Raw genomic sequence first — 19,499 nt, forward strand, 5'->3', positions numbered from 1 at the left:
GAACAGGGAATGGCCATCGATCAGAACCGGGTGACCTGCTGGAGGATCTCCTCGATCGCGTCGAGGTTCGTCATCCCCCACTCGAACGACGAGGTCGCGGGCGCCTCGAAGCCGGTGAAGACGTTGCCGGCCTGCACCGCCGGGAGGGTCTCCCAGATCCGGTTGCCCTCCAGCCGCGCGAGCTGCGCGGCTTCGAGGATGATCAGGAAGCCCGCGTTGGCGAGCTTCTCCAGTTCCTCGTCGGAGATCCACGCCCACTCGCTGGTGGTCTTCGCCTCGCCGTCGGTGGGCTCGCGGAAGACCGCGTCGATGTCGACCCACGCCGGGGTGGGCCACCAGCCGGGTGTGTAGCTGGCCCAGGTGGCGTCATTGGTGTTGAGCGAGACGATACCCAGTGGCATCGCGTCGAGCAGATCGCGGTACTGTGCGGAAACCTCGGCGGCGCGCGCGTCGTAGACGGCCTTCTGCTGCTCTGCGGCATCGAGGCGCCCCACCGCGTCTGCGACGCTCAGCGCCCGCTCGGCCCACGGGCCGGACAGGTCGACGCGGAACACCGGTGCGATGGTCTCGAGGCGTTCGAGGGTCTCCGGCTCGGGGAAGGCCGCGTCGACGATGATGAGATCGGGCTCGAGCTCGAGCACCTTCTCGACGTTGATCTCCGCATACGTGCTCACCTGCGCGACGTCGCCCAGCGCGTCGATGTACTTCTGGGGCCGGCTCCCCGGCTCCTCGATGCCCTGCATGACCCCCACCGGGACGATGCCGACGTCGACGAGGAGGCTCGAGGAGAAGAAGTCGGTCGCGACGACCCGCTGCGGGTCGGCCGGCACGGTGACCTCGCCGACGGCGTCGGTGACGACCCGGGCGTCTGCGGCAGCGGCGTCGGGAGCGGCAGCGTCGTCGGACGCGGTCGGCGCGCACGCGGCGAGCGCCCCGCCGGCGAGGAGGAGCGCAACGGCCGCGGTCAGCGCGCGGCGCGTGGCGAGAAGAGGTCGGGATGATGACTGCACGGTCGTCCTCACGTGGTGGAACAGCGAACGGAGAGTTTAGGCATGCCTTGCCTAAACGAACGCTACCGGTGACAAATACCGCAATCCGTCTCGATCAGACTGGTTTTTGTCATGCTCGCCGCATCGTCCGGCCGGTCCGGCCGCCCCCGCCGCGCTCCGCGCGTTCCCCAACTCAGGCAGAACCCGCCCCGCACCCCGAAAATCCCCCGCTACGCGCCTGCGGCGCGGGTTCTGCCTGAGTTGGGAACGGGCGCGCAGCGCCGGTCGCTCAGCGGGCGGCGGAGCGGTCAGGGTCCATACCCGAGAAATATCCCGTGGGCGTGGTCCCGACGATCGCGCGGAAGTGATCGATGAATGTGCTGGTGCTGGCGTAGCCCAGCCGGCGGGCGGTCGCCGCAACCGGGAGCCCGGACCCGAGCAGCACCAGCGAGGCCCGCACCCGGGCGCGGATGCGCCACTGGGTGAGCGTCAGCCCGGTCTCCGCCGCGAAGGCCCTGGCCAGCACCCGGGGCGGGAGGCCGACGCGGTCGGCCCACTGCTCGGTGGTGTGCGTCGCATCGAGGTCTGCGAGGATGCGCTCGGCGATCAGCAGCAGCCGCGGGCTCTCCGGCATCCGCAGGTCGACCTGGGCCTGCGGCGCAGGGCGCAGCAACTCGATCACCAGCGCCTGCAGGCGCATCCGGGTGTCGTCCGGCATCGCCTCTGCGGCGTTGAGGAGCAGCAGCTCACGGATCGCCGGCAACAGCTCAACGATCGCCACGTCGCGCGGCAGCCGCGCGACGGCGTCTCGCGCGAAGAACGTCGCATACAGGATCGTGTCGGCCGACGCCTCGATCGTGTGCGCGACCCCCTCCGGTACCCAGATGCCCCGGTGGGCTGGCACCGTCCACACCGCACCGGCGGCGCGCACGTTCATGACCCCGGCGGTGCTCCAGATCAGCTCGTCGCGGCGGTGCGTCTCGGCGACCCAGGAGCGTGCACTCTGCGTGGTGTGCCGCTCGGTGGTGAGAAGGAAGACCCGCCGCTCTGCGCGGGATGCGGACACCGGGGGCACAGCGCTGCGCTGCTAGTGCGCGGCAAACCGGTCGGTCGCCGCACGCAGCGCCCGGGCGATACCCGGCTCCAGCGCCGAGTGGCCGGCGTCGTCGACCACCACGAACTCGGCTGACGGGAGCGCACGGCTCAGCTGCCAGGCGGTCATCATCGGCGTGCACATGTCATAGCGCCCCTGCACGATGACGGTCGGGATGTCGCGGATGGCGCCGGCATCGCGCAGCAGCTGGTCCTGGCGGAGCCATCCGCCGTGCACGAAGTAGTGGTTCTCGATGCGGGCGAAGGCCGTCGCCGCCGCCGGGTCGGACATCGCGTCGATCTGCGCCTGGTTGCGGCGCAGGGTGACGGTCGACGCCTCCCAGCGCGACCACGCGATCGCCGCGGGCACGTGCACCGCGGGGTCCGGGTCGAAGAGTCGCCGATGATAGGCGTCGATCATGCGATTGCGCTCGATCGGCGGGATCGGGGCGACGTACTCCTCCCATGCATCGGGGTGCACCGCTGCCGCACCGCCCTCGTAGAACCACTCCAGCTCCTCGCGACGGAGAGTGAAGATGCCCCGCAGCACGAGCTCGCTCACCCGCTCCGGGCGGCTCTGCGCGTACGCGAGCGCCAGCGCGCTGCCCCATGACCCGCCGAAGACCTGCCAGCGGTCCACGCCGAGGTTGCGCCGCAGCAGCTCCATGTCTGCCACCAGATGCCACGTGGTGTTGTGGCGCAGATCCGCATCCGGCTCGGACGCGTGCGGCGTGCTCCGCCCGCATCCACGCTGGTCGAAGAGGATGATGCGGTACTTCTCCGGGTCGAAGAATCGCCGGTGCACGGGCGATGTGCCCCCGCCGGGCCCGCCGTGCAGGAAGACGACCGGCTTGCCGTCGGGGTTGCCGCTGGTCTCCCAATAGACCCGGTGCCCCTCGCCCACGAGGAGGTGGTCGCTCGCGTAGGGTTCGATGGGCGGGTACAGGATGTCGTCGAGCAACGCCGCCCCCTCCGTGATGATCGCACCCCGCGACCACGGGGCTACCGACTACCGTACTGCGATCCGGCGAAATGCCGCGGAGCGCGGCGGTGTCTCGGCCAACCTGCCCGGCGTCGCAGGGTCAGAGGCGGTCCCCGGCGACGGAGAACACGTCGCACTGCTCGAGACCGTACTGGTAGCCGGTGGCGAACCAGCGCTGCCGCTGCTCGCTCGACCCGTGCGTCCAGCTCTCCGGATTGACGAAACCGGACTGCTCCTGAATGTGGTCGTCGCCCACGGTGGCCGCGGCGTTGAGGGCATCGACGATCTCCGCCTCCGTCGGCGGGTTCAGCAGCGGCACGCCGTGGGAGTCGAGCTGTTCCGTCATCTCACCGACCCAGGCGCCCGCATAGCAGTCGGCCTGGAGCTCCATCCGCACGCCGTTGCTGGTCGGGCCCGTGCCGTTGTTCGGGTGGTCGCGCATCGTGCCGGTGATGTTCTGGACGTGGTGCCCGTATTCGTGGGCCACGATGTAGAGCTGGGCGAGACGATCCGCCGATGCCCCGAACTGCTGCCGGAGGATCTGGAAGAACGTCGGGTCGAGGTACACGCCCTCATCGGCGGGGCAGTAGAACGGCCCGACGGCGTTGGACGCCGTGCCGCACGGCGTGGAGGTGGAGCCGTCGACGATCGTGAGCGACGGCGGCCGGTAGCCCTGCACATTGTCGGCCCAGAACTCGTCCAGCGCGAGCTGGACGCCGGCCACCCGGCAGTCGTCGTTCTCGTTGGCGTCGGTTCCGGTGCGGCAGTGGTCCAGCCCCGCGCCCTCCGCCGCGACCTGCTCCTGACCGCCGGGGTCTGCTCCGGCGCCGAGGAACCCGGTGAGGTCGGTGCCGGTGAGCATACTGATCAGCAGCACCACGACCGCGCCGATGCCCACCACGCCACCGCCGGCCACCGCCGCGGTGCGGCCGCGGCGACGCGCGGTGTTCCCGCTGATGTCGGCGTTCGGATTGAAGGTCATCTCCCGAGGGTACCGCCGGGGAGGTTTCCCTCGCCCGCCGGACGCCGGCGATCGGGTCGGCGATCCCGCACATGTGTGCGGGATTCTCCGGCTCCGTCCCCTCGGCATCCGTCACCGTGCGTTCTAGGCTCGAAGCATGGCGACCACCATCACGATCACCGGAGCCGGCGGACAGATCGGATACGCGCTGCTGTTCCGGATCGCCGCAGGCGACATGCTCGGCTCGGACGAGCCGGTGCGGCTGCGGCTGCTGGAGATACCGCAGGCGGTGCGCGCCGCCGAGGGCGCGGCCCTGGAGCTGCAGGACGGCGCTTTCCCGCTGCTGGAACATGTCGAGGTCACCGACGACCCCGCGGTGGGCTTCGCCGGGTGCGACCATGCGCTGCTCGTCGGCGCGCGACCCCGCGGCCCCGGGATGGAGCGCGGCGACCTGCTCGCGGCGAACGCCGGGATCTTCGGACCCCAGGGCGCGGCGATCGCAGCGAACGCGGCGCCGGGTGTTCGGGTGACGGTGGTCGGCAACCCCGCCAACACCAACGCGCTGATCGCCGCGGCATCCGCCGACGGCGTGCCCGCTGAGCGGTTCAGCGCCCTCACCCGCCTCGACGAGGGCCGTGCCCGCGCGCAGCTCTCCCGCGTGCTCGACGAACCGGTGGGCACGGTGCACGGGGTCACCATCTGGGGCAACCATTCCGCGACGCAGTTCCCCGACATCGCCCACGCGACCGTCGGCGCCGACGCGCGTCCGGCCGAGCGCGCCCTCGCCGAACGCGTCGGCGATGTGCGCCGCTGGCTCGAGGAGACCTTCATCCCGCGGGTCGCCAAGCGCGGCGCGGAGATCATCGAGGTGCGCGGATCGTCGTCTGTGGCCTCGGCCGCCGGGGCGGCGATCGATCACGTCCGCGACTGGGTCGTCGGCACCCACGAGCGCACCGGCGGCTCATGGACCAGCGCGGCCGTGGTCTCCCACGGCGAGTACGGCGTCCCGGAGGGACTGCTGAGCTCCTTCCCGGTGCGGTCGGTCGACGGCGAGTGGCGGATCGTCGATGGTCTCTCCGTCGACGCCTGGGCTCGCGCGCGCATCGATGCATCGGTGGACGAGCTCGTCGCCGAGCGAGACGCGGTGCGCGCTCTCGGGCTGCTCTGACATCCGCCGCGTGAGAACAGGCGAACAGCACCAGAACAGGCTGTTTCCGCCGGCCGCCGCCTGTTCTGGTGCTGTTCGCCTGTTCTCGCGCGCGAAGCAGGGCAGAATAGACCGCGGAGGTGCGCGATGACCGACGCGACGAGGCGTTCCGACGATGCCAGCGCTGCAGCAGACCATGTCGCCGGGCCGGAGACGAGCCCGCTTCATCTGCCGCACGCGGCTTCGGAGTGCCCCAAGTGCTTCACCCAGATGCAGGCGAACCGCAACTGGTGGCAGGCCCGGCCGGAGGGCTCGCGGCTGGTGGGCCTGGTGGTGTCCCGTGAGGGCATGCCGCCGGTGGTCGAACAGCGCGACGACCTCACCCGCTTCGGGGTGCCGATCGAGGGGTTCCGCCACCCGGCGCCCGAGATCCTGGAGAGCTGGAGCACCCGGCTGGCGCGCTTCATCGGCACGCTCAAGCAGGGGGATGTGCTCGTCGTGAGCGACGTGCGCGCCCTCGGCGAGACCGCTGATGAGAGCAGCCGGACCGTCTCTGAGCTCTACCGCCAGGGCATCGTGGTGAAGGTGCTCGACCACGGCGCCCGCCACCTCGCCGACGCCCGCTGAGCGGGCGTCGCGCGCAGGGCGCTCAGTCGTCCGTGCCGCGGAAGACCGAGCGCAGCGCCGCGTACACGGCCACGGCCACCAGCGCGACGATCCCGAGCTTGGCCACGAACCACAGCACGGAGAAGAGCGCGCTCACCAGCCACCAGGCGATCACGACCGCGACGATGACTCCCAGGACCGTCCACACGCTGCTCTTGGTCATGCCACCAGCCTACGGTCTGCGCGGTGGACGCAGCGAGACCTCCCCGGCGGATGCCGTGGTCATTCCGCCGGCACGTCGACGACCCGCTCCTCGCCCAGCGTCGCATCGACCAGACCGCCCGATGCGGCGGCCAGCTCCGCCCGGAGCAGGCCGAGCGCGTCTTCCGGCGCCCACACCTCGAGCAACGCAGACGCCCCGTACGAGGGGTCGCCGAGCACCGCACCGTGTCGCGCCGTCCACTCGTGGAGCAGATTGCTGAACCGCCCGGCGTCGGCGTGCGGCACATCCACGAGCGCCTGGCGCAGCACCGCACGATTGACGATCCCTGCCCCGTCCAGCGCATCGGCGACGGCCGCCGAGTAGGCGCGCACGAGCCCGCCGGCACCGAGCTTCACGCCGCCCCAGTAGCGGGTGACGATCGCGACGATGTCGGTGAGGCCGCGGTGGCGGAGCACCTGGAGCATCGGCATGCCGGCGGTCCCCGACGGCTCGCCGTCGTCGGAGGAGCGCGCCTGGTCCCCGAGCAGGCCCGTGACCATCGCGGTGCAGTTGTGCGCGGCGTCCCAGGCGCGTTTCCGGACGTCGGCGATGATCTCGTCCGCCTGTCCCGGCCCCGCGACGGGCGCGACGAGGGCGATGAACCGTGACTTCTTGATGACCAGCTCCGTCGTCACCGGCGCCGCGATCGTGGCCGGGTAGCGGGAAGCGGTCATCATCCGAGCGTATCCGGCGGCGCGGAGCCCATCCGCCTGCCTCGCACATGTGCGAGGCAGGGACATGCGCGCGGCGCGGCGTCAGACCGCGCGCCAGCACCCCGCGACGTGATCGTCGACGAGCCCGGCCGACTGCATCAGCGCATACATCGTGGTCGGTCCGACGAAGCGGAACCCCCGCGCGCGCAGGGCCGTGCTGAGCGCCTCGGACTCCGGGGTCGTCGCCGGCACGTCCGCGAGCACCCGCGGACGGGGTCGTCCAGCGGCGGGCGGCGCGAAGGACCAGATCAGCTCGTCGAGCTCGCCATCGGCCATGTCGAGCGCGATACGCGCATTGGAGATCGCCGCGGCGATCTTGGCGCGGTTGCGCACGATCCCGGCGTCCGCCATGAGCCGGTCCACATCGTCGGCGTCGAAGGCCGCGACGAGCGCGGGATCGAAGCCCGCGAACGCCTCGCGAAAGCCCGGCCGCTTGCGCAGGATCGTGATCCACGAGAGACCAGCCTGGAACCCCTCCAGCGTCATCTTCTCGAACAGCGCCCGGTCGCCGTGCAGCGGGGCACCCCACTCCTCGTCGTGATACCGGCGGTACTCGTCGTCGTCACCGACCCAGCCGCAGCGGTGGCGTCCGTCGTGCAGGGTGAGATCGAGCATGAAGCCATGCTACGGCGGGCACGGTCATCCTCGAACGCGGCGGTCGACCTCCGCGAGCGCCCCCGCCAGGTCGACGATGAGGTCGTCGACGGTCTCGATGCCGATCGACAGGCGGATCAGCCCCGGTCCGACACCCAGTCGTTCACGGCGCTCCGGCGTGAACGACAGGTGCGTCGACGTGGCGGGGTGGATCGCGAGCGAGCGCGTGTCCCCGATGTTCGTCATCCGGGAGAACACCCGCAGACTGTCGATGAACGTCTGCGCTCCTGCGAGGCCTCCGACGACGGTGAAGGCGAACACCGAGCCGCTCCGCCCGCCGTAGAGCCGCGTGGCGAGATCGTAGTCGGGGCTGGAGGGGAGACCGGCATAGTCGACGCTCTCGACCGCGGGATGCTCTGCCAGCCAACGGGCGATGATCGATGCGTTCTCCACGTGCCGTTCGATGCGCAACGACAGCGTCTCGAGCCCCTGCTGGAGCAGGAAGCCGTTGAAGGGTGAGAGCGCCGGCCCGAAGTCGTTCACGGCGGTGAGCCGCAGATAGCGCTCGAACGCGTGCGCTGTGCCGAATCTCTCCAGGAATGAGGGCACGTCGGGGCTCTGCCGCTCGGTGATGAGCGGGTATCGGCGCGACGTCGTCCCCCAGTCGAATCGTCCGCCGTCGATGACGAGTCCGGACAGGCCCGCCCCGTGACCGCCGAGGAACTTCGTGGCGGAGTGCACGACGATGTCCGCGCCGTGCTCGATGGGCCGGATCAGATACGGAGTCGCGACGGTGTTGTCGACGATGAGGGGGATGCCATCGGCGTGGGCGATCGCGGCGATCGCGGCGACATCGGTGATGTCGTTCTTGGGGTTGGGGATCGTCTCGGTGAAGATCGCCTTGGTGGTCGGGCGGATCAGCCGCCGCCACTCGTCCTCGTCGCGCCAGTCCCAGACATAGTCGACCTCGATGCCGAGCCGGCCCAGGGCACGATCGAAAAGCACCTGCGTGCCGCTGTAGATGCTGGCCGTCGAGAGGAAATGGTCGCCCGCCTCCAGCAGGCCGAGCAGCGTCGCGCTGATCGCCGCGGTGCCGGACGCCACCGATACGGCCCCGGTACCCCCTTCGAGGAGGGCGATGCGCCGCTCGGCGATCTGATTCGTCGGGTTGAGGTGGCGCGAGTAGAGCTGACCATCGTCGACGCCCGCGAACCGGTCCCACGTCTGCTGGAACGAGTCGAACCGGAAGGCGTTGGACACGTGGATGGGCACGACGCGCGAACCGTGCCCGGGCTCCGGCGTCTCGCCGGCGTGCACCTGACGGGTGTCGAAGCCGTAGCCGTGCCAGTCGTATTCCGGCTCGACGATCGGGGCGGCGGGCTGCACCTGCTCGACGGCGCTCATCGCGTTGCCAGAGCGGGCGGGAAGGCCGGCACGACCTCGACGGACTGCTGCAGCGCGTCCGGCTTGGGAACCCCGAGTCGTTCCCGGAATGTCCCGCCGCGGGCGGGCAGGAAAGCGCCCTGCTGTGCTGCCTCCTCGACCTGCGCCACCAGCTGGGCCAACGAGGTCTCCCCGAGCAACAACGCGCTGCGACCGGCGGCGGCCTGCCTGGCCACGGCGGCGGCGACACCGCCCTCTGCATCGAAGGCGGCCAGGACGAACACGGGCGCCCCCGTACCGCCGGCCTCCACCGGAACATCCTCCGCGACAACGAGCAGGTCGGCGATCCCGGACGCGGCGGCGACATCTGCCGCATCAGCGGCGAAGAACCCCAGCACCGGGGCGCCCTGCGGGGTGGTCGGCACGGTCAGCGGCCCTGCCGTGCGGAAGACCCCCTCATGCGAGATGCGGAAGATGCCGTCGGAATGCGCGTAGATACCCGTCGCGCGATCGGCGACGATCGTGTCGGCTGGCCAACTGAGCCACAGCTTGCGAATCGCTACCCCAGCGTCCCGCGTCGTCTCAGGGCTCAGCGGGGATCCGCCGCTGAGCCGCGCACCACCCCACGCCCGTGCCCGGCCGCGGTCGGTCGGGGCGCCACGGTCCGAACGACCGAGCAGCAGCCCGGTGCGGCCACGCGCCAGGTGGTCCGTCGACGCGATGCGGCGCGCCAGGTTGTAGGGGTGGTCGCGGTGGGCCGCCGCCGCGACCAGCACGGCTCCCGGAGCCCCGTCGCCGCCCAGGTAGGCTGCGGCGACGGATGCGTCGACGTCGTCACTCAGCTCGGCGCCGGTGAACCGATCGATGCCGAGCACCACGAACGCCACACCGGTGGCGTGCAGCCGGCTCCAGAGGTCCGGCTGCCCGATGGCCTCAAGGGTCTGCGCCCCGGTGAGGGCGATGGCAGCCGCACCGCCGCGGATGATGTCGCTCATAGACCCTCCCTGGATCGAATGTTGCCCTGGGGTCACCGTAGCCGCGCAGCCGCGTGTCGCCGCGGCGATGGCGTCACAGGTCGAAACAGACGATGACGACGACCCGCCGTGTTGAGGAATGTGTCGGGTCACGGGCGCACCCGGCTCGGCCGAGGCATACCGTGACGGACATCTCCGGGTCCCTCCCCGCGCGAAACCCGGACGGGCACGGCCCGGACGGAGAACAGGAGTCCTCGATGTCTGAACGCAGCGGCCACGTCATCCTCGGGATCAACGTCCTCGTGCTGGGCTACCTACCCGCAGCCTGGCAGACGGATCTGCTGACCAAGGACGCCCCGGTGGATCCGGAGTACTGGACGCGTATCGGCCAACTCGCAGAGCGTGGCACGCTTGACGCGATCTTTCTTGCCGACGGCCCGGCCCTCGGGAGCCCGGCCAACGACGCCAACGCCGCCCGTCTCGACCCCACGATCGCGTGGGCGCACGTCGCGCGCACCACCAGCAATATCGGCCTGATCGCTACCGCGTCGACCACCTTCAACGACCCGTGGGAGCTGGCCCGTCGTCTGCTGTCGCTCGATGTGCTCTCCGGAGGACGCGCCGGGTGGAACATCGTCACGTCGCGTCATGCTGCTGCGGCGGCCAACTTCGGTGTGAATGGTCTCCTCGGCCGAGAAGAGCGCTATGCGCGCGGCAGCGAGTTCACCGATGTGGTGACCGCACTGTGGGACTCGGCGCGCACCGGGCAGGCGATCTCGCATCACGGACGCCATTTCGACATCGACGGGTCCCTCGCCGTACCGGCATCTCCACAGGGACGGCCGGTGCTGTTTCAGGCGGGCGGCTCTCCACAGGGGCGAGAGCTGGCAGGCCGGGTCGCAGACGGCGTGTTCGCCGCCGAGCTGACGAAGGAGGGGGCCATCGCCCACTACCGGGAGGTGAAAGGACATGCCCAGCGGTTCGGTCGTTCCCCCGATGACGTCAAGATCGTTCCCGGCCTCCTGCTCACCCTGGGCAGTACCGAGGAGGAAGCCCGTCGCCGCAGCGATGAGTTGCACGACCTCGGCCCGGTGGAGTATTCGGCGGGCTGGCTCTCCCAGTCGATCGGCTTCGACGTCACAACCCTGGACCTCGACGCGCCTTTCCCTGACGAGGTGCTCAACGCCGAGATCGATCCGACCACGTTCCCCGGCAGCATCGGCTTCCGGCAATCGATCTTCGAGCGGATCCGTCAGACGCGACCGACGGTGCGCGAGTACCTGCGCGAGACACGGTACGTCGGATCCGGACACGCCGGGTTCGCCGGCACGCCCGAGCAACTGGTCGACCGGATCGAGGACTGGTACCGCTCTGGCGCGGTCGACGGCTTCAACCTCCAGCCGGATCGCCTGATCGACGGGCTCGAGGTGATCGCCGAGGAGGTGGTTCCGCTGCTACGTCAGCGTGGACTGTACCGGCACGCCTACGAGACCGACACCCTCCGCGGTCACTTTCAGGCCGCGTCCCGTGTGCCGTCGGCCGGCACGATCGCCGGCTGACGCCACACCTCAACTCAGGCAGGCTCTCGCCGCGGCGGCCGGATCCGGCCGCCGCGGCGAGAGCCGCGCGATTTGTCCTGAGTTGGGTCAGCGTGCCGGGCGAGACGCGGTGACCGGCAGGATCGCATCCACCAACGACCGCGTCACGGGATGGCGGTCGTCATCGAACAGATCACGCGCCGCGAACAGGTCGACCAGTCGCCCCGCATCCAGCACACCCACACGGTCGCAGAGAAAGTCAATGACGCTGATGTTGTGACCGATGAGGATGTAGGTCAGGCCGAGCTCGTCGCGCAGGTCCAGAAGCAGATTCAGCACGGTGGCCTGGGTCGAGACGTCCAGGGCCGAGGTGGGCTCATCGAGGATCAGCAGCTCAGGCTCGAGCGCGAGCGCGCGGGCGATACCGATCCTCTGGCGCTGACCACCGGACAGTTCGTGCGGATACCGCCGCGCGAACGACGCCGGTAGCGCCACGAGGTCGAGCACCCGTTCCACGCTCGCCCTGGCCTGCGCAGCCGACGCCGCCTTGCCGAAACGCCGAAGAGGACGGGAGATCTGTTCCCCCACCGGGACACGCGGGTTGAGTGAACTGGTCGCGTCCTGGAAGACGAACTGGAATCGCGGCCGCAACCGACGCAGTGCAGAGCCGGCGAGCGCAGTGATCTCCGCCCCGTCGAGTTCGACGGTGCCGCCGGTCACGGGGAGCAGTCCACCGATGAGCCGAGCGAGCGTCGACTTGCCGGATCCGGACGCCCCGATCAGACCGAAGATCTCGCCGCGGCCGACATCGAAGGACACGTCGTCGACCGCACGGAACCGGCGTCGGGGGATCCCGGTGCCGACACCGCCGACGCGGAACTCCCGACTCACCCCGCGCAGACGCAGCAGGGCGGGAGGCGCACCATCACCGAGCGGCGGCGTGCGAGCGGCCCCACCGGCCACGGTCTCTGCGGGCACACCCAGGCGGACCGGCAGTCCGGCGTTCTCGAGCACAAGCCGCGCCCCGACACTGGGCACCGCGTCGATCAGCGACCTGGTGTACGCGTGCCGGGGACGTTCCAGGATCTCCGATCGTGCTCCGATCTCGACGATCTGGCCGTCCTTCATGACGGCGATCCGGTCGGCGACGTAGGACACGACGCCGAAATCGTGCGTGATGATCAGCAGCGACCCGCCGGAGACCGAGACCACGCTCTGCAACAGATCAAGGATCTGTTTCTGCACGACGGCGTCGAGCGCCGTTGTGGGCTCGTCGGCGATGAGGACCGCTGGCTCCGACAGGCTCGCCAGAGCGATCATCACGCGCTGCCGCATGCCCCCAGAAAGCTCGTGCGGATAGGAGCGGAGCACCCGTTCTGGATCGCCGATGCCGACATTCGCAAGCCACGCGCGGGCGATCTCGTTCTGCTGCTGCGACCGCGTTCCCGGCCGATGGCGGAACACGATCTCGCGCAGCTGCGTCCCGATGCGGAACGACGGGTCCAGCGACGACAGCGGGTTCTGGAAGATCATGCCGACGTGCGAGCCGCGGAAGCGACGCAGCCGGGCCTCGCTCGCTCCGGCGATCTCCTCCCCGCCCAGCCGGATCGACCCCGACGCGATGCGCGCGGAGGGCGGGAGCAGCCCGAGCACGCTCGACGCCGTGATCGATTTGCCGGATCCCGACTCCCCGACCAGAGCGAAGGTCTCCCCCGCTCGCACCTCGAGGTCGATGCCATCGACGACGCGCTGGGCGTGCGCCCCTTCGCCGAACTCGACGATCAGCCCTTCGATGCCCAGGGCGGGCACGGCGGGCGGCTCTTCCACCTCGGCGGCGGTTCGTGCGAGCAGATCCGTCATGGCCGGCTCCTCCTTCTGTGCGGGTCGAGAACGTCGCGCAGCCCGTCGCCGAGCCAGTTGAAGCCGAGCGCGACGGCCAGGACGACGAGGCCGGGGAGCAGGGCAGGGATGACATTGCCGGAGATGATGACCTTCGCGCCCTCGGAGATCATCCGGCCCCAGTCGGCTGTCGGCGGCTGCACACCGATGCCGAGCGCCGACAGGCTCGACGAGAAGACGACCATCACGCCCACCAGGCTCGTGGCGTAGACGAGGAGGGGCGCGACGATGGTGGGGAGCACCTCGCGGAACAGCACAGACCAGAAGCCGGCGCCGAGCGACACCGCTGCCTCGACGTACTCGCGACCGCGCTGCAGCTTCACCTCGGCGAACACGATGCGCGCGACGTACGGCGTCGCCGAGAAGACGATCGCCGCGATGACGACCGGCGTGCCGGGCCCCAGGACGGCGGCGAGTGCGACAGCGGCGATGATCACGGGGAACGCGAACAACACGTCGACGCCGCGCATGATGATTCCGGCGACATTGTCGTTCGAGAAGCCGGCGATGAGCGCGAGCACCGATCCAAGCGCGGTCGACACGATTACCGCGGCGAGCGCGACAAGCAACGAGGTCCGCCCGCCCCAGATGAGCCGACTCAGCAGGTCTCTGCCCTGGTCGTCTGTGCCGAGCAGATGATCGGGAGACCCGACCGGCAGATACTTCAGCGCACCATTGGCCGCGATCGGGTCGTGCGGCGCGATCCACGGCGCGAGGACGGTGGCGGTGATGATGACTGCCAGAAGGATCACCGCGACGACGAGCTGCGCGTGCACGCGCCCGGGCGATCGCCGTCGGCGCGCGCCGATGCCGCGCGCGACGGTCAGGGCGGTCCCGGTGGCGCTCTGCAGGACCATACTCATCCCCTCCTCAACCGCGGGTTGAGCGCGTCGACCGCCACATCGGTGACGAGGTTGACGACCAGGTAGCACAGCGCAACGAGCACCACGCCACCCTGGATCAGGGGGTAGTCCTTGCCATTGACGGCGTTGAGCACCTGCGTGCCGATCCCGGGCCAGTTGAAGACGGACTCGACGAAGACGACGCCGGTGATCAGCGTGCCGATCTCGAGCCCGATGATGTTGATCACGGGGGGCAGGATGTTGCGGCCCACGTGTCTGCCGTACAGCCGCAGCGGACCGATGCCCTGCGATCGGAATGTGCGGACGTGCTCCGAGCTGCGCTCCTGGATGATGCCGATGCGCGTGAACCGCGCCAGCACCAGCATGGAGATCAGCGCAGCCGAGATAGCCGGCAGGATCAGGTGGGCAAGCAGGTCGCCGAGCCCTCCCCCTCCGCGGGACTGCATCCCGCTCGCGGGCAGCCAGCGCAGCTGGAGCGCGAAGATCCAGATCAGCACGAGACCGAACCAGTAGACGGAGAGGTTGCTGCCGATCTGGACGACGAGCATCGAGACGCGGTCGATCAGCCCGCCGTGTCCCAATCCTGCGACCGCGCCGATCAGGACGCCGAAGACCGCGCAGACGACCACGCCGGCGGCGGTGAGGATCAGGGTGTTGACGAAGTTCGGCCAGAGGATGTCGAACACCGGTTGATTCTGCACGATCGACAGCCCACCACCCCGGGTGAACAGATCGCCGAGCCACGTCAGGTACTGCTGCCACAGGGGCAGATCGAGACCGTATGCGGCGCGGATGGCCTCGATCTGCTCCGGTGTGTGGGTCCGCGCGTACTGGGCCTGGATCGGGTCGCCCTGGGTGAACCGACCGATCGCGAAGGTCAACAGCGAGACGATGATCAGCACAGGGACCAGGTTGACCAGTCGCCGACCGACATGCGCGAGCGTTCCCATGAGCGCCCTCTCAGCGATCGAACCAGACCGTCGACAGGTCGTACCAGTTCGTGGCCGGCCACACGAACCCGCGGACGTCCGGCCCGACGGCGTAGTACCGGGTGAGATTCACCAGGGGGATCACGACCGCCTCCTCGCGCAGCTGCTCCTCGGCGGCCTTCCACAGGTCGATTCGGGTGTCGGGGTCTGTGGCACCCAGGGCAGCCTGGAGCGCGGCCTCGATCTCAGGGAAGTCGGCTCCGTCGAGTCCCTTGTTCTTCAGGCCGGTGTAGCCCTGGTGCAGCCATTCGGCGTAGGTTCCGCCGTACTCGTCGAAGGTGAGGCCGTCGCTGGGCTCCGCGCCGGCGTAGGCCCGCGCGATGTAGCTGGTCCGGTCGAGCGAGACGATATCGGTCTCGACGCCGATCTCCTTGTAGTGCGCCTGTAGCCACTCGGCGGCGTTCTGGTTGGCGACGTCGATGACGATCGTGAACCGCAGCGGATCGGCCGCGGAGTACCCGGCCTCGGCGAGCAGTTCCTTCGCCCGCGCCGGGTCGTACGCGAAATCGCGCACGTCGGGATCGTAGGCCTCATTGCCCGGGGGCTGGAAGGTGTACTGCGGCTGGGCATAGCCGTTGTAGACCTCGGCGGCGAGCCGTTCACGATCCAGGCCGTGGATCAGCGCCTGGCGCACCCGCGCGTCGGCGAGCTCGGGGTTGCGGAAGTTGTACGAGAGGTACAGCAGCCCCGATCCCGTCCCCTCCGGCACCGAGAAGCCCTGCGCTTCGAGCGTTTCGACGTCGTCCGGCTGAACGTAGCTGATGTGATCCACCTCGCCGCTGAGCAGCGCCGCCAGACGGGTCTGGTTGTTCGGGATGATGCGGAAGGTCAGCGAGTCCAGCAGCGGAGCCGCGCCCCAGTAGCCGTCATACCGCTCGAGCACGATCTTGTCGCCGATCGTGCGCGACTCGAAACGGTAGGGGCCGGTGCCCTCGGGGTGATCGGCGAATCCGTCGTTGCCGTACTCCTCCCACACGGCAGGGTTGCCGATGCTCAGCGTGGCCATCGACTGCGCGAGGACCCGCGGGAAGCCGAGGAAGGGCTTGTCGAACGTGAACCGGTAGTGGGTGTCGTCCACGATCTCACCGGAGACCAGACCGGAGAACCAGACGGCGAGGCTTCCGGCACCGGTCTCGTCATAGAACTCATAGGTCGGGTCGCTGATACGCCGGACGTTCTTGTCCAGCGCCTCAGCGTCGAAGGGCGATCCATCGTGGAAGCTGACCCCCTCGCGTAGGGTGAAGTCCCAGACGCGGCCGCTCTCGTCAACGCTCCATTCCGTGGCGAGGGCGGGGAGCACATCGGTCGGGTCTGTCGCCCCAGAGGTGTCCTCCTGGGTGAGCCCCTCGAAGATGTGCCGCGACGCGCGGTAGGTCTCCCAGAAGCCTTGACGATGCGGGTCGAGCGCGCGCGGCTCGAGGTAGAAGCCGGCGACGAAGTCGCCGCCCGCCACCGCTTCGCTCTCGGGTGCCGACGACCCGGAGCCTCCGGAACCCTGCGTCGGGCCGCCCGCGGCGCAAGCGCTGGCCACCAGGGTCGCGGCGAGCGCGAGGGCGCCTGCCGCTGCCCATCTTCTGAATCGGAATGCCATGTGCGTGGGTTCTCTCTTGGTCGTCGGATCGTCGAGGGGTGCCGGTGCGGTACCGGAGCGGATTCGATTGGGTCGCCAGCGTATTGTTCGGCGTCTCAGGCCCCGCAGCACAGGCGTCATAAGCCGTAGCGATATGACGCGATACGACGGTGGGGCTCGCGCCACCCCCGGATGACGCACGAGCATGAGCGCCAGCCGCCGTCGACCTGGCGGAGCGCTGCCCCGCCCCCGTCGGCCGATCACCCGCGCCCGCATCCGGCCGGCGCCCGTCCAGCCTTCGGAGACCCTCATGACATCCGCTTCCCCCGCCCTGTCCGCCGACGCTGTCCCGACCGGCCTCCTCACCGGCTCCGACGGTGCGGGAGCATCCGCCGCCGGCGTGCCACAGGTCGGCAGGATCGGGGTGTTCTCACAGGTGCACGGACGCACCGAGCAGAAGATCTCCGAGGTCTACGCGCAGCTGCTGGACGCGATCGTCGCCGCGGACGAGCTCGGCGTCGACACCTTCTGGGTCGGCCAACACCACGTCGACAGCACCAGCGGCCGTCTCCCCTCGCCGTTGCCCCTCCTCGCGGTCGCCGCCGAGCGCACCCGCCGCATCCGGCTCGGCACCGCGATCGTGATCCTGCCCCTGGAGGACCCGCTGCGCCTGGCCGAGGACGCGGCGGTCGTCGACGCGCTCTCCGGCGGTCGCCTCGAGCTCGGGCTGGGCGGGGGCGGGGGTGCCGATGCCGCGTATGCGGCGTTCGGGCGCGACGGCTCACCAGAGGGACGGCGCAACGCCTTCGACCGTCATCTGGACCGCCTGCTCGAGGTGCTGGCAGGAGCTCCGCTCACGGCAGAAGCCGATGCGCCCGTGCTGGTGCCCTCCGGGGAGGCGCTGCGCGACCGCATCTGGATCGCGGCGTCCACCGTCGAGCGCGCGGCACGCGCGGGAGAGCGGGGCCTGCGGCTGCTCACCGGGACCTTCTCCGACTCGCCCGCGGTGCAGCGCGCGAAGATCGACGCACACACCGCCGCCTTCCGCGGCGCAGGTCACGAGGAGAGCCGGCGTCGGGTCTCGGCCGGGCGGTTCGTCTACACCGGCTCCTCGCGCCGCGAGATCGAGGACGAGGTGAGGGATGGACTGGCTCGACACCAAGAGCGGATCCGGGCGTTCGCCCCCGAGCTGGCCCGCCTGTCCACTGCCGACTACCTGGAGCGGACCACCCGCTATGGCGAGGTGGACGACGTCATCGCGCAGCTGCGTCGCGACGCCGGCATCGCGGACGTCGCTACCGACTTCCATACGATCCTCAGCCTCTACCCCGCGGCCGGCGACGTGACGCCGGCCGCGGACATCGACGTTCGCCGCATCGAGGAGCTGGTCACGACCATCGCACCCGCGCTGGGTTGGCGGCGCCGGGACTGAACACGGACTGCGATCGCGGCTCCGCGTCCGGGCACATCCGCGGCGCGGAGGGGCCCTCAAGCCATCGACCTCCAGAAAAGGCACGGACCGATCCACCCCAACGCAGCAAGACCCGGGTCCGGGGGACGGATGGCCGAGCCCTGCCCGCGGACGAAGCTGTGCCCCACAGCACGACGCCGCGCCGAAGGTCATCCTCCGCCGCGGCGCCGTCCTCTCCGTCGTCCGGTCAGCCAGCCCCCTGACCGGCCGCGACGCGGGAGTCGAGCTCACCATAGATCTTCGTCGGATCCGTCCCGCGCACCAGCCAGTCGCCGATGATGCGCTCCTTGTAGACGCGCGGGTTGTGCGAGGCGAGTGTACGGGCGTTGCGCCAGTGACGGTCGAGCTGGAGATCGCGGGATGCCCCGGAGGAACCGAGCGCGTCGAACACGATCGTCGTCGCCTCGAGCGCAGACTGGATCGCGACGAGCTGGGCCTGGTCGGTCTCGATGGTCGCGAGCACGAGCGCCTCGCGCTCGGCATCGGGAGCACCGGCGGCGTGCGCGTGCGCGACCAGGTCGAGCGATGCCGACGAACGCTGCACCGCCGCTTCTGCCGCGTATGCCTGGGCCGAGACGCGTCCGATGACCTGCAGCAGCTGAGGGTCATCGGCGGGCTCGGGAGCCAGCGCGTGCGCATAGCTGCGCGTGCGCGCCCGCAGTGCCGCGATCCCGTCGCGGCGCGCGGCACGCGCGATCCCCGCGAGAATCGCCAGCAGCGAGGTCTGGTAGAACAGACCCTGGTAGCTGAACCTCTCGGAGACAGGGAACACGTCGTCTGCGGCGACGTGCGCTCCGTGGTAACGGGCACTGCCGCTCGCGGTCGTCTGCTGGCCGAACCCTGGCCAGTCGTCGATCAGCTCGACCCCCGGCTGGTCGCGGCGCACCAGAGCGGTGAGAATCCTGCCGTCCTCTGTGCGCCCCAGCACGTCGAGCCAGTCGGCGTACAGGCTGCCGGTGGCGTAGAACTTCGCCCCGCTGATCAGCCACCCCGGCCCGTCGGGCGCGGGAGTCAGGATGGTCTTCAGGTCGGCGAGCGTACCGTTGTTCGCCTCCGTCCAGCCCCCGCCCACGAACGCCCCGGCGATGAAGCGGTCGATCCATCGCGTCGTGGCCTCGGAGGGCGCGGCGTTGAGACGATCCTCCACGAAGGCGAGGTGATTGCGCCAGACGTGCGAGACGTTCGGGTCGGCCTCGCCCAGGTCGGTGAGCAGTTGGAAGGTCTGCCGCAGCGATGCTCCCCATCCCCCGAGTTCCCGCGGGATGCGGACGGTCCCGAGCCCGGCTTCGATCAGCCAGCGCACCTGCTCATAGGGAAAGGTCCGAGTCTGCTCACGGTACAGATTCCCTTCGGCGATGCGATCGAACACCGGCTGGAAGTGCGCGAAGAGCTCGGCGTCGGTCGCGGTCGCGGGCGCGAGCTGAGCGGAGACGGCAGTGACGGTCATGGGTGTCCTCCTCGTCGCG

General features: G+C 70.0%; 18 protein-coding genes. 4 read left to right on the forward strand and 14 right to left on the reverse strand.

Annotated features, from left to right (window positions below; translation table 11 throughout):
* Positions 1-20: 20 nt before the first annotated feature.
* From AC3RXY_RS02495 to ypfJ, 4 genes are all read right to left on the reverse strand, one after another.
* Positions 21-1,010 carry an ABC transporter substrate-binding protein gene (locus AC3RXY_RS02495; protein WP_491509296.1) on the reverse strand — a complete coding sequence of 330 codons (990 nt, stop codon included), beginning with the start codon at positions 1,008-1,010 and terminating at the stop codon, positions 21-23.
* A gap of 268 nt (positions 1,011-1,278) precedes the next feature.
* Positions 1,279-2,055: an AraC family transcriptional regulator gene (locus tag AC3RXY_RS02500; protein WP_491509297.1), complete on the reverse strand. Its 777-nt coding sequence runs from the start codon at positions 2,053-2,055 to the stop codon at positions 1,279-1,281.
* 21 nt (positions 2,056-2,076) lie between these two features.
* Positions 2,077-3,042, reverse strand: a complete 966-nt coding sequence (gene pip, locus AC3RXY_RS02505; protein WP_491509298.1) for a prolyl aminopeptidase — start codon at positions 3,040-3,042, stop codon at positions 2,077-2,079.
* 121 nt (positions 3,043-3,163) lie between these two features.
* Positions 3,164-4,045, reverse strand: a complete 882-nt coding sequence (ypfJ, locus tag AC3RXY_RS02510; protein WP_491509299.1) for a KPN_02809 family neutral zinc metallopeptidase — start codon at positions 4,043-4,045, stop codon at positions 3,164-3,166.
* 136 nt (positions 4,046-4,181) lie between these two features.
* On the opposite strand from ypfJ, the gene AC3RXY_RS02515 reads away from it, so the two are divergent.
* Positions 4,182-5,192: a malate dehydrogenase gene (locus tag AC3RXY_RS02515; protein ID WP_491509300.1), complete on the forward strand. Its 1,011-nt coding sequence runs from the start codon at positions 4,182-4,184 to the stop codon at positions 5,190-5,192.
* Positions 5,193-5,318: 126 nt separating this feature from the next.
* Entirely contained in the window at positions 5,319-5,798 is a 480-nt protein-coding gene (locus AC3RXY_RS02520; protein WP_491509301.1) for a recombinase family protein, read from the forward strand.
* A 22-nt stretch (positions 5,799-5,820) separates the two neighbouring features.
* Here the strand turns inward: AC3RXY_RS02520 and AC3RXY_RS02525 are convergent, their stop codons facing one another.
* From AC3RXY_RS02525 to AC3RXY_RS02545, 5 genes are all read right to left on the reverse strand, one after another.
* Complete coding sequence (locus AC3RXY_RS02525; RefSeq protein WP_491509302.1) at positions 5,821-6,000, reverse strand: hypothetical protein; 180 nt, start codon at positions 5,998-6,000, stop codon at positions 5,821-5,823.
* Positions 6,001-6,059: 59 nt separating this feature from the next.
* Entirely contained in the window at positions 6,060-6,713 is a 654-nt protein-coding gene (locus AC3RXY_RS02530) for an IMPACT family protein (protein WP_491509303.1), read from the reverse strand.
* An 81-nt stretch (positions 6,714-6,794) separates the two neighbouring features.
* Positions 6,795-7,367 (reverse strand): DNA-3-methyladenine glycosylase I, encoded by a 573-nt coding sequence (locus AC3RXY_RS02535; protein WP_491509304.1) that lies wholly within the window; start codon positions 7,365-7,367, stop codon positions 6,795-6,797.
* A 24-nt stretch (positions 7,368-7,391) separates the two neighbouring features.
* On the reverse strand, positions 7,392-8,750 hold the full coding sequence (locus AC3RXY_RS02540) for an O-acetylhomoserine aminocarboxypropyltransferase/cysteine synthase family protein (RefSeq protein WP_491509305.1): 1,359 nt from the start codon (positions 8,748-8,750) through the stop codon (positions 7,392-7,394).
* The gene (locus AC3RXY_RS02545) at positions 8,747-9,724 is read right to left on the reverse strand and encodes an LLM class oxidoreductase (RefSeq protein ID WP_491509306.1); all 978 of its coding nucleotides are present in this window, start codon (positions 9,722-9,724) and stop codon (positions 8,747-8,749) included. Before AC3RXY_RS02545 ends, AC3RXY_RS02540 begins: the two co-directional genes overlap by 4 nt.
* 236 nt (positions 9,725-9,960) lie before the next feature.
* Here AC3RXY_RS02545 and AC3RXY_RS02550 point away from each other — a divergent pair, with 236 nt between their 5' ends.
* Positions 9,961-11,262, forward strand: a complete 1,302-nt coding sequence (locus AC3RXY_RS02550) for an NtaA/DmoA family FMN-dependent monooxygenase (protein WP_491509307.1) — start codon at positions 9,961-9,963, stop codon at positions 11,260-11,262.
* An 87-nt stretch (positions 11,263-11,349) separates the two neighbouring features.
* Here AC3RXY_RS02550 and AC3RXY_RS02555 read toward each other — a convergent pair whose 3' ends face one another.
* Genes AC3RXY_RS02555 through AC3RXY_RS02570 form a run of 4 tightly spaced genes read right to left on the reverse strand, consistent with a single transcriptional unit; the run spans position 11,350 to position 16,583 of the window.
* Positions 11,350-13,101, reverse strand: a complete 1,752-nt coding sequence (locus AC3RXY_RS02555) for a dipeptide ABC transporter ATP-binding protein (protein WP_491509308.1) — start codon at positions 13,099-13,101, stop codon at positions 11,350-11,352.
* Entirely contained in the window at positions 13,098-14,003 is a 906-nt protein-coding gene (locus tag AC3RXY_RS02560; protein ID WP_491509309.1) for an ABC transporter permease, read from the reverse strand. The genes AC3RXY_RS02555 and AC3RXY_RS02560 overlap by 4 nt, the downstream gene beginning before the upstream one ends.
* Positions 14,000-14,953 (reverse strand): ABC transporter permease, encoded by a 954-nt coding sequence (locus AC3RXY_RS02565; RefSeq protein ID WP_491509310.1) that lies wholly within the window; start codon positions 14,951-14,953, stop codon positions 14,000-14,002. The genes AC3RXY_RS02560 and AC3RXY_RS02565 overlap by 4 nt, the downstream gene beginning before the upstream one ends.
* 10 nt (positions 14,954-14,963) lie before the next feature.
* Positions 14,964-16,583 (reverse strand): ABC transporter substrate-binding protein, encoded by a 1,620-nt coding sequence (locus tag AC3RXY_RS02570; protein ID WP_491509311.1) that lies wholly within the window; start codon positions 16,581-16,583, stop codon positions 14,964-14,966.
* A 289-nt stretch (positions 16,584-16,872) separates the two neighbouring features.
* Here AC3RXY_RS02570 and AC3RXY_RS02575 point away from each other — a divergent pair, with 289 nt between their 5' ends.
* A complete protein-coding gene (locus AC3RXY_RS02575) occupies positions 16,873-17,994 on the forward strand; it encodes an LLM class flavin-dependent oxidoreductase (RefSeq protein WP_491509312.1) in 1,122 nt (373 codons plus the stop codon).
* A 226-nt stretch (positions 17,995-18,220) separates the two neighbouring features.
* Here AC3RXY_RS02575 and AC3RXY_RS02580 read toward each other — a convergent pair whose 3' ends face one another.
* Positions 18,221-19,480, reverse strand: coding sequence for an acyl-CoA dehydrogenase family protein (locus tag AC3RXY_RS02580; RefSeq protein WP_491509313.1), 1,260 nt, complete (start codon positions 19,478-19,480; stop codon positions 18,221-18,223).
* Between the last annotated feature and the right edge of the window lie 19 nt (positions 19,481-19,499).

The sequence above is a fragment of the Microbacterium longlingense genome (assembly GCF_058349825.2).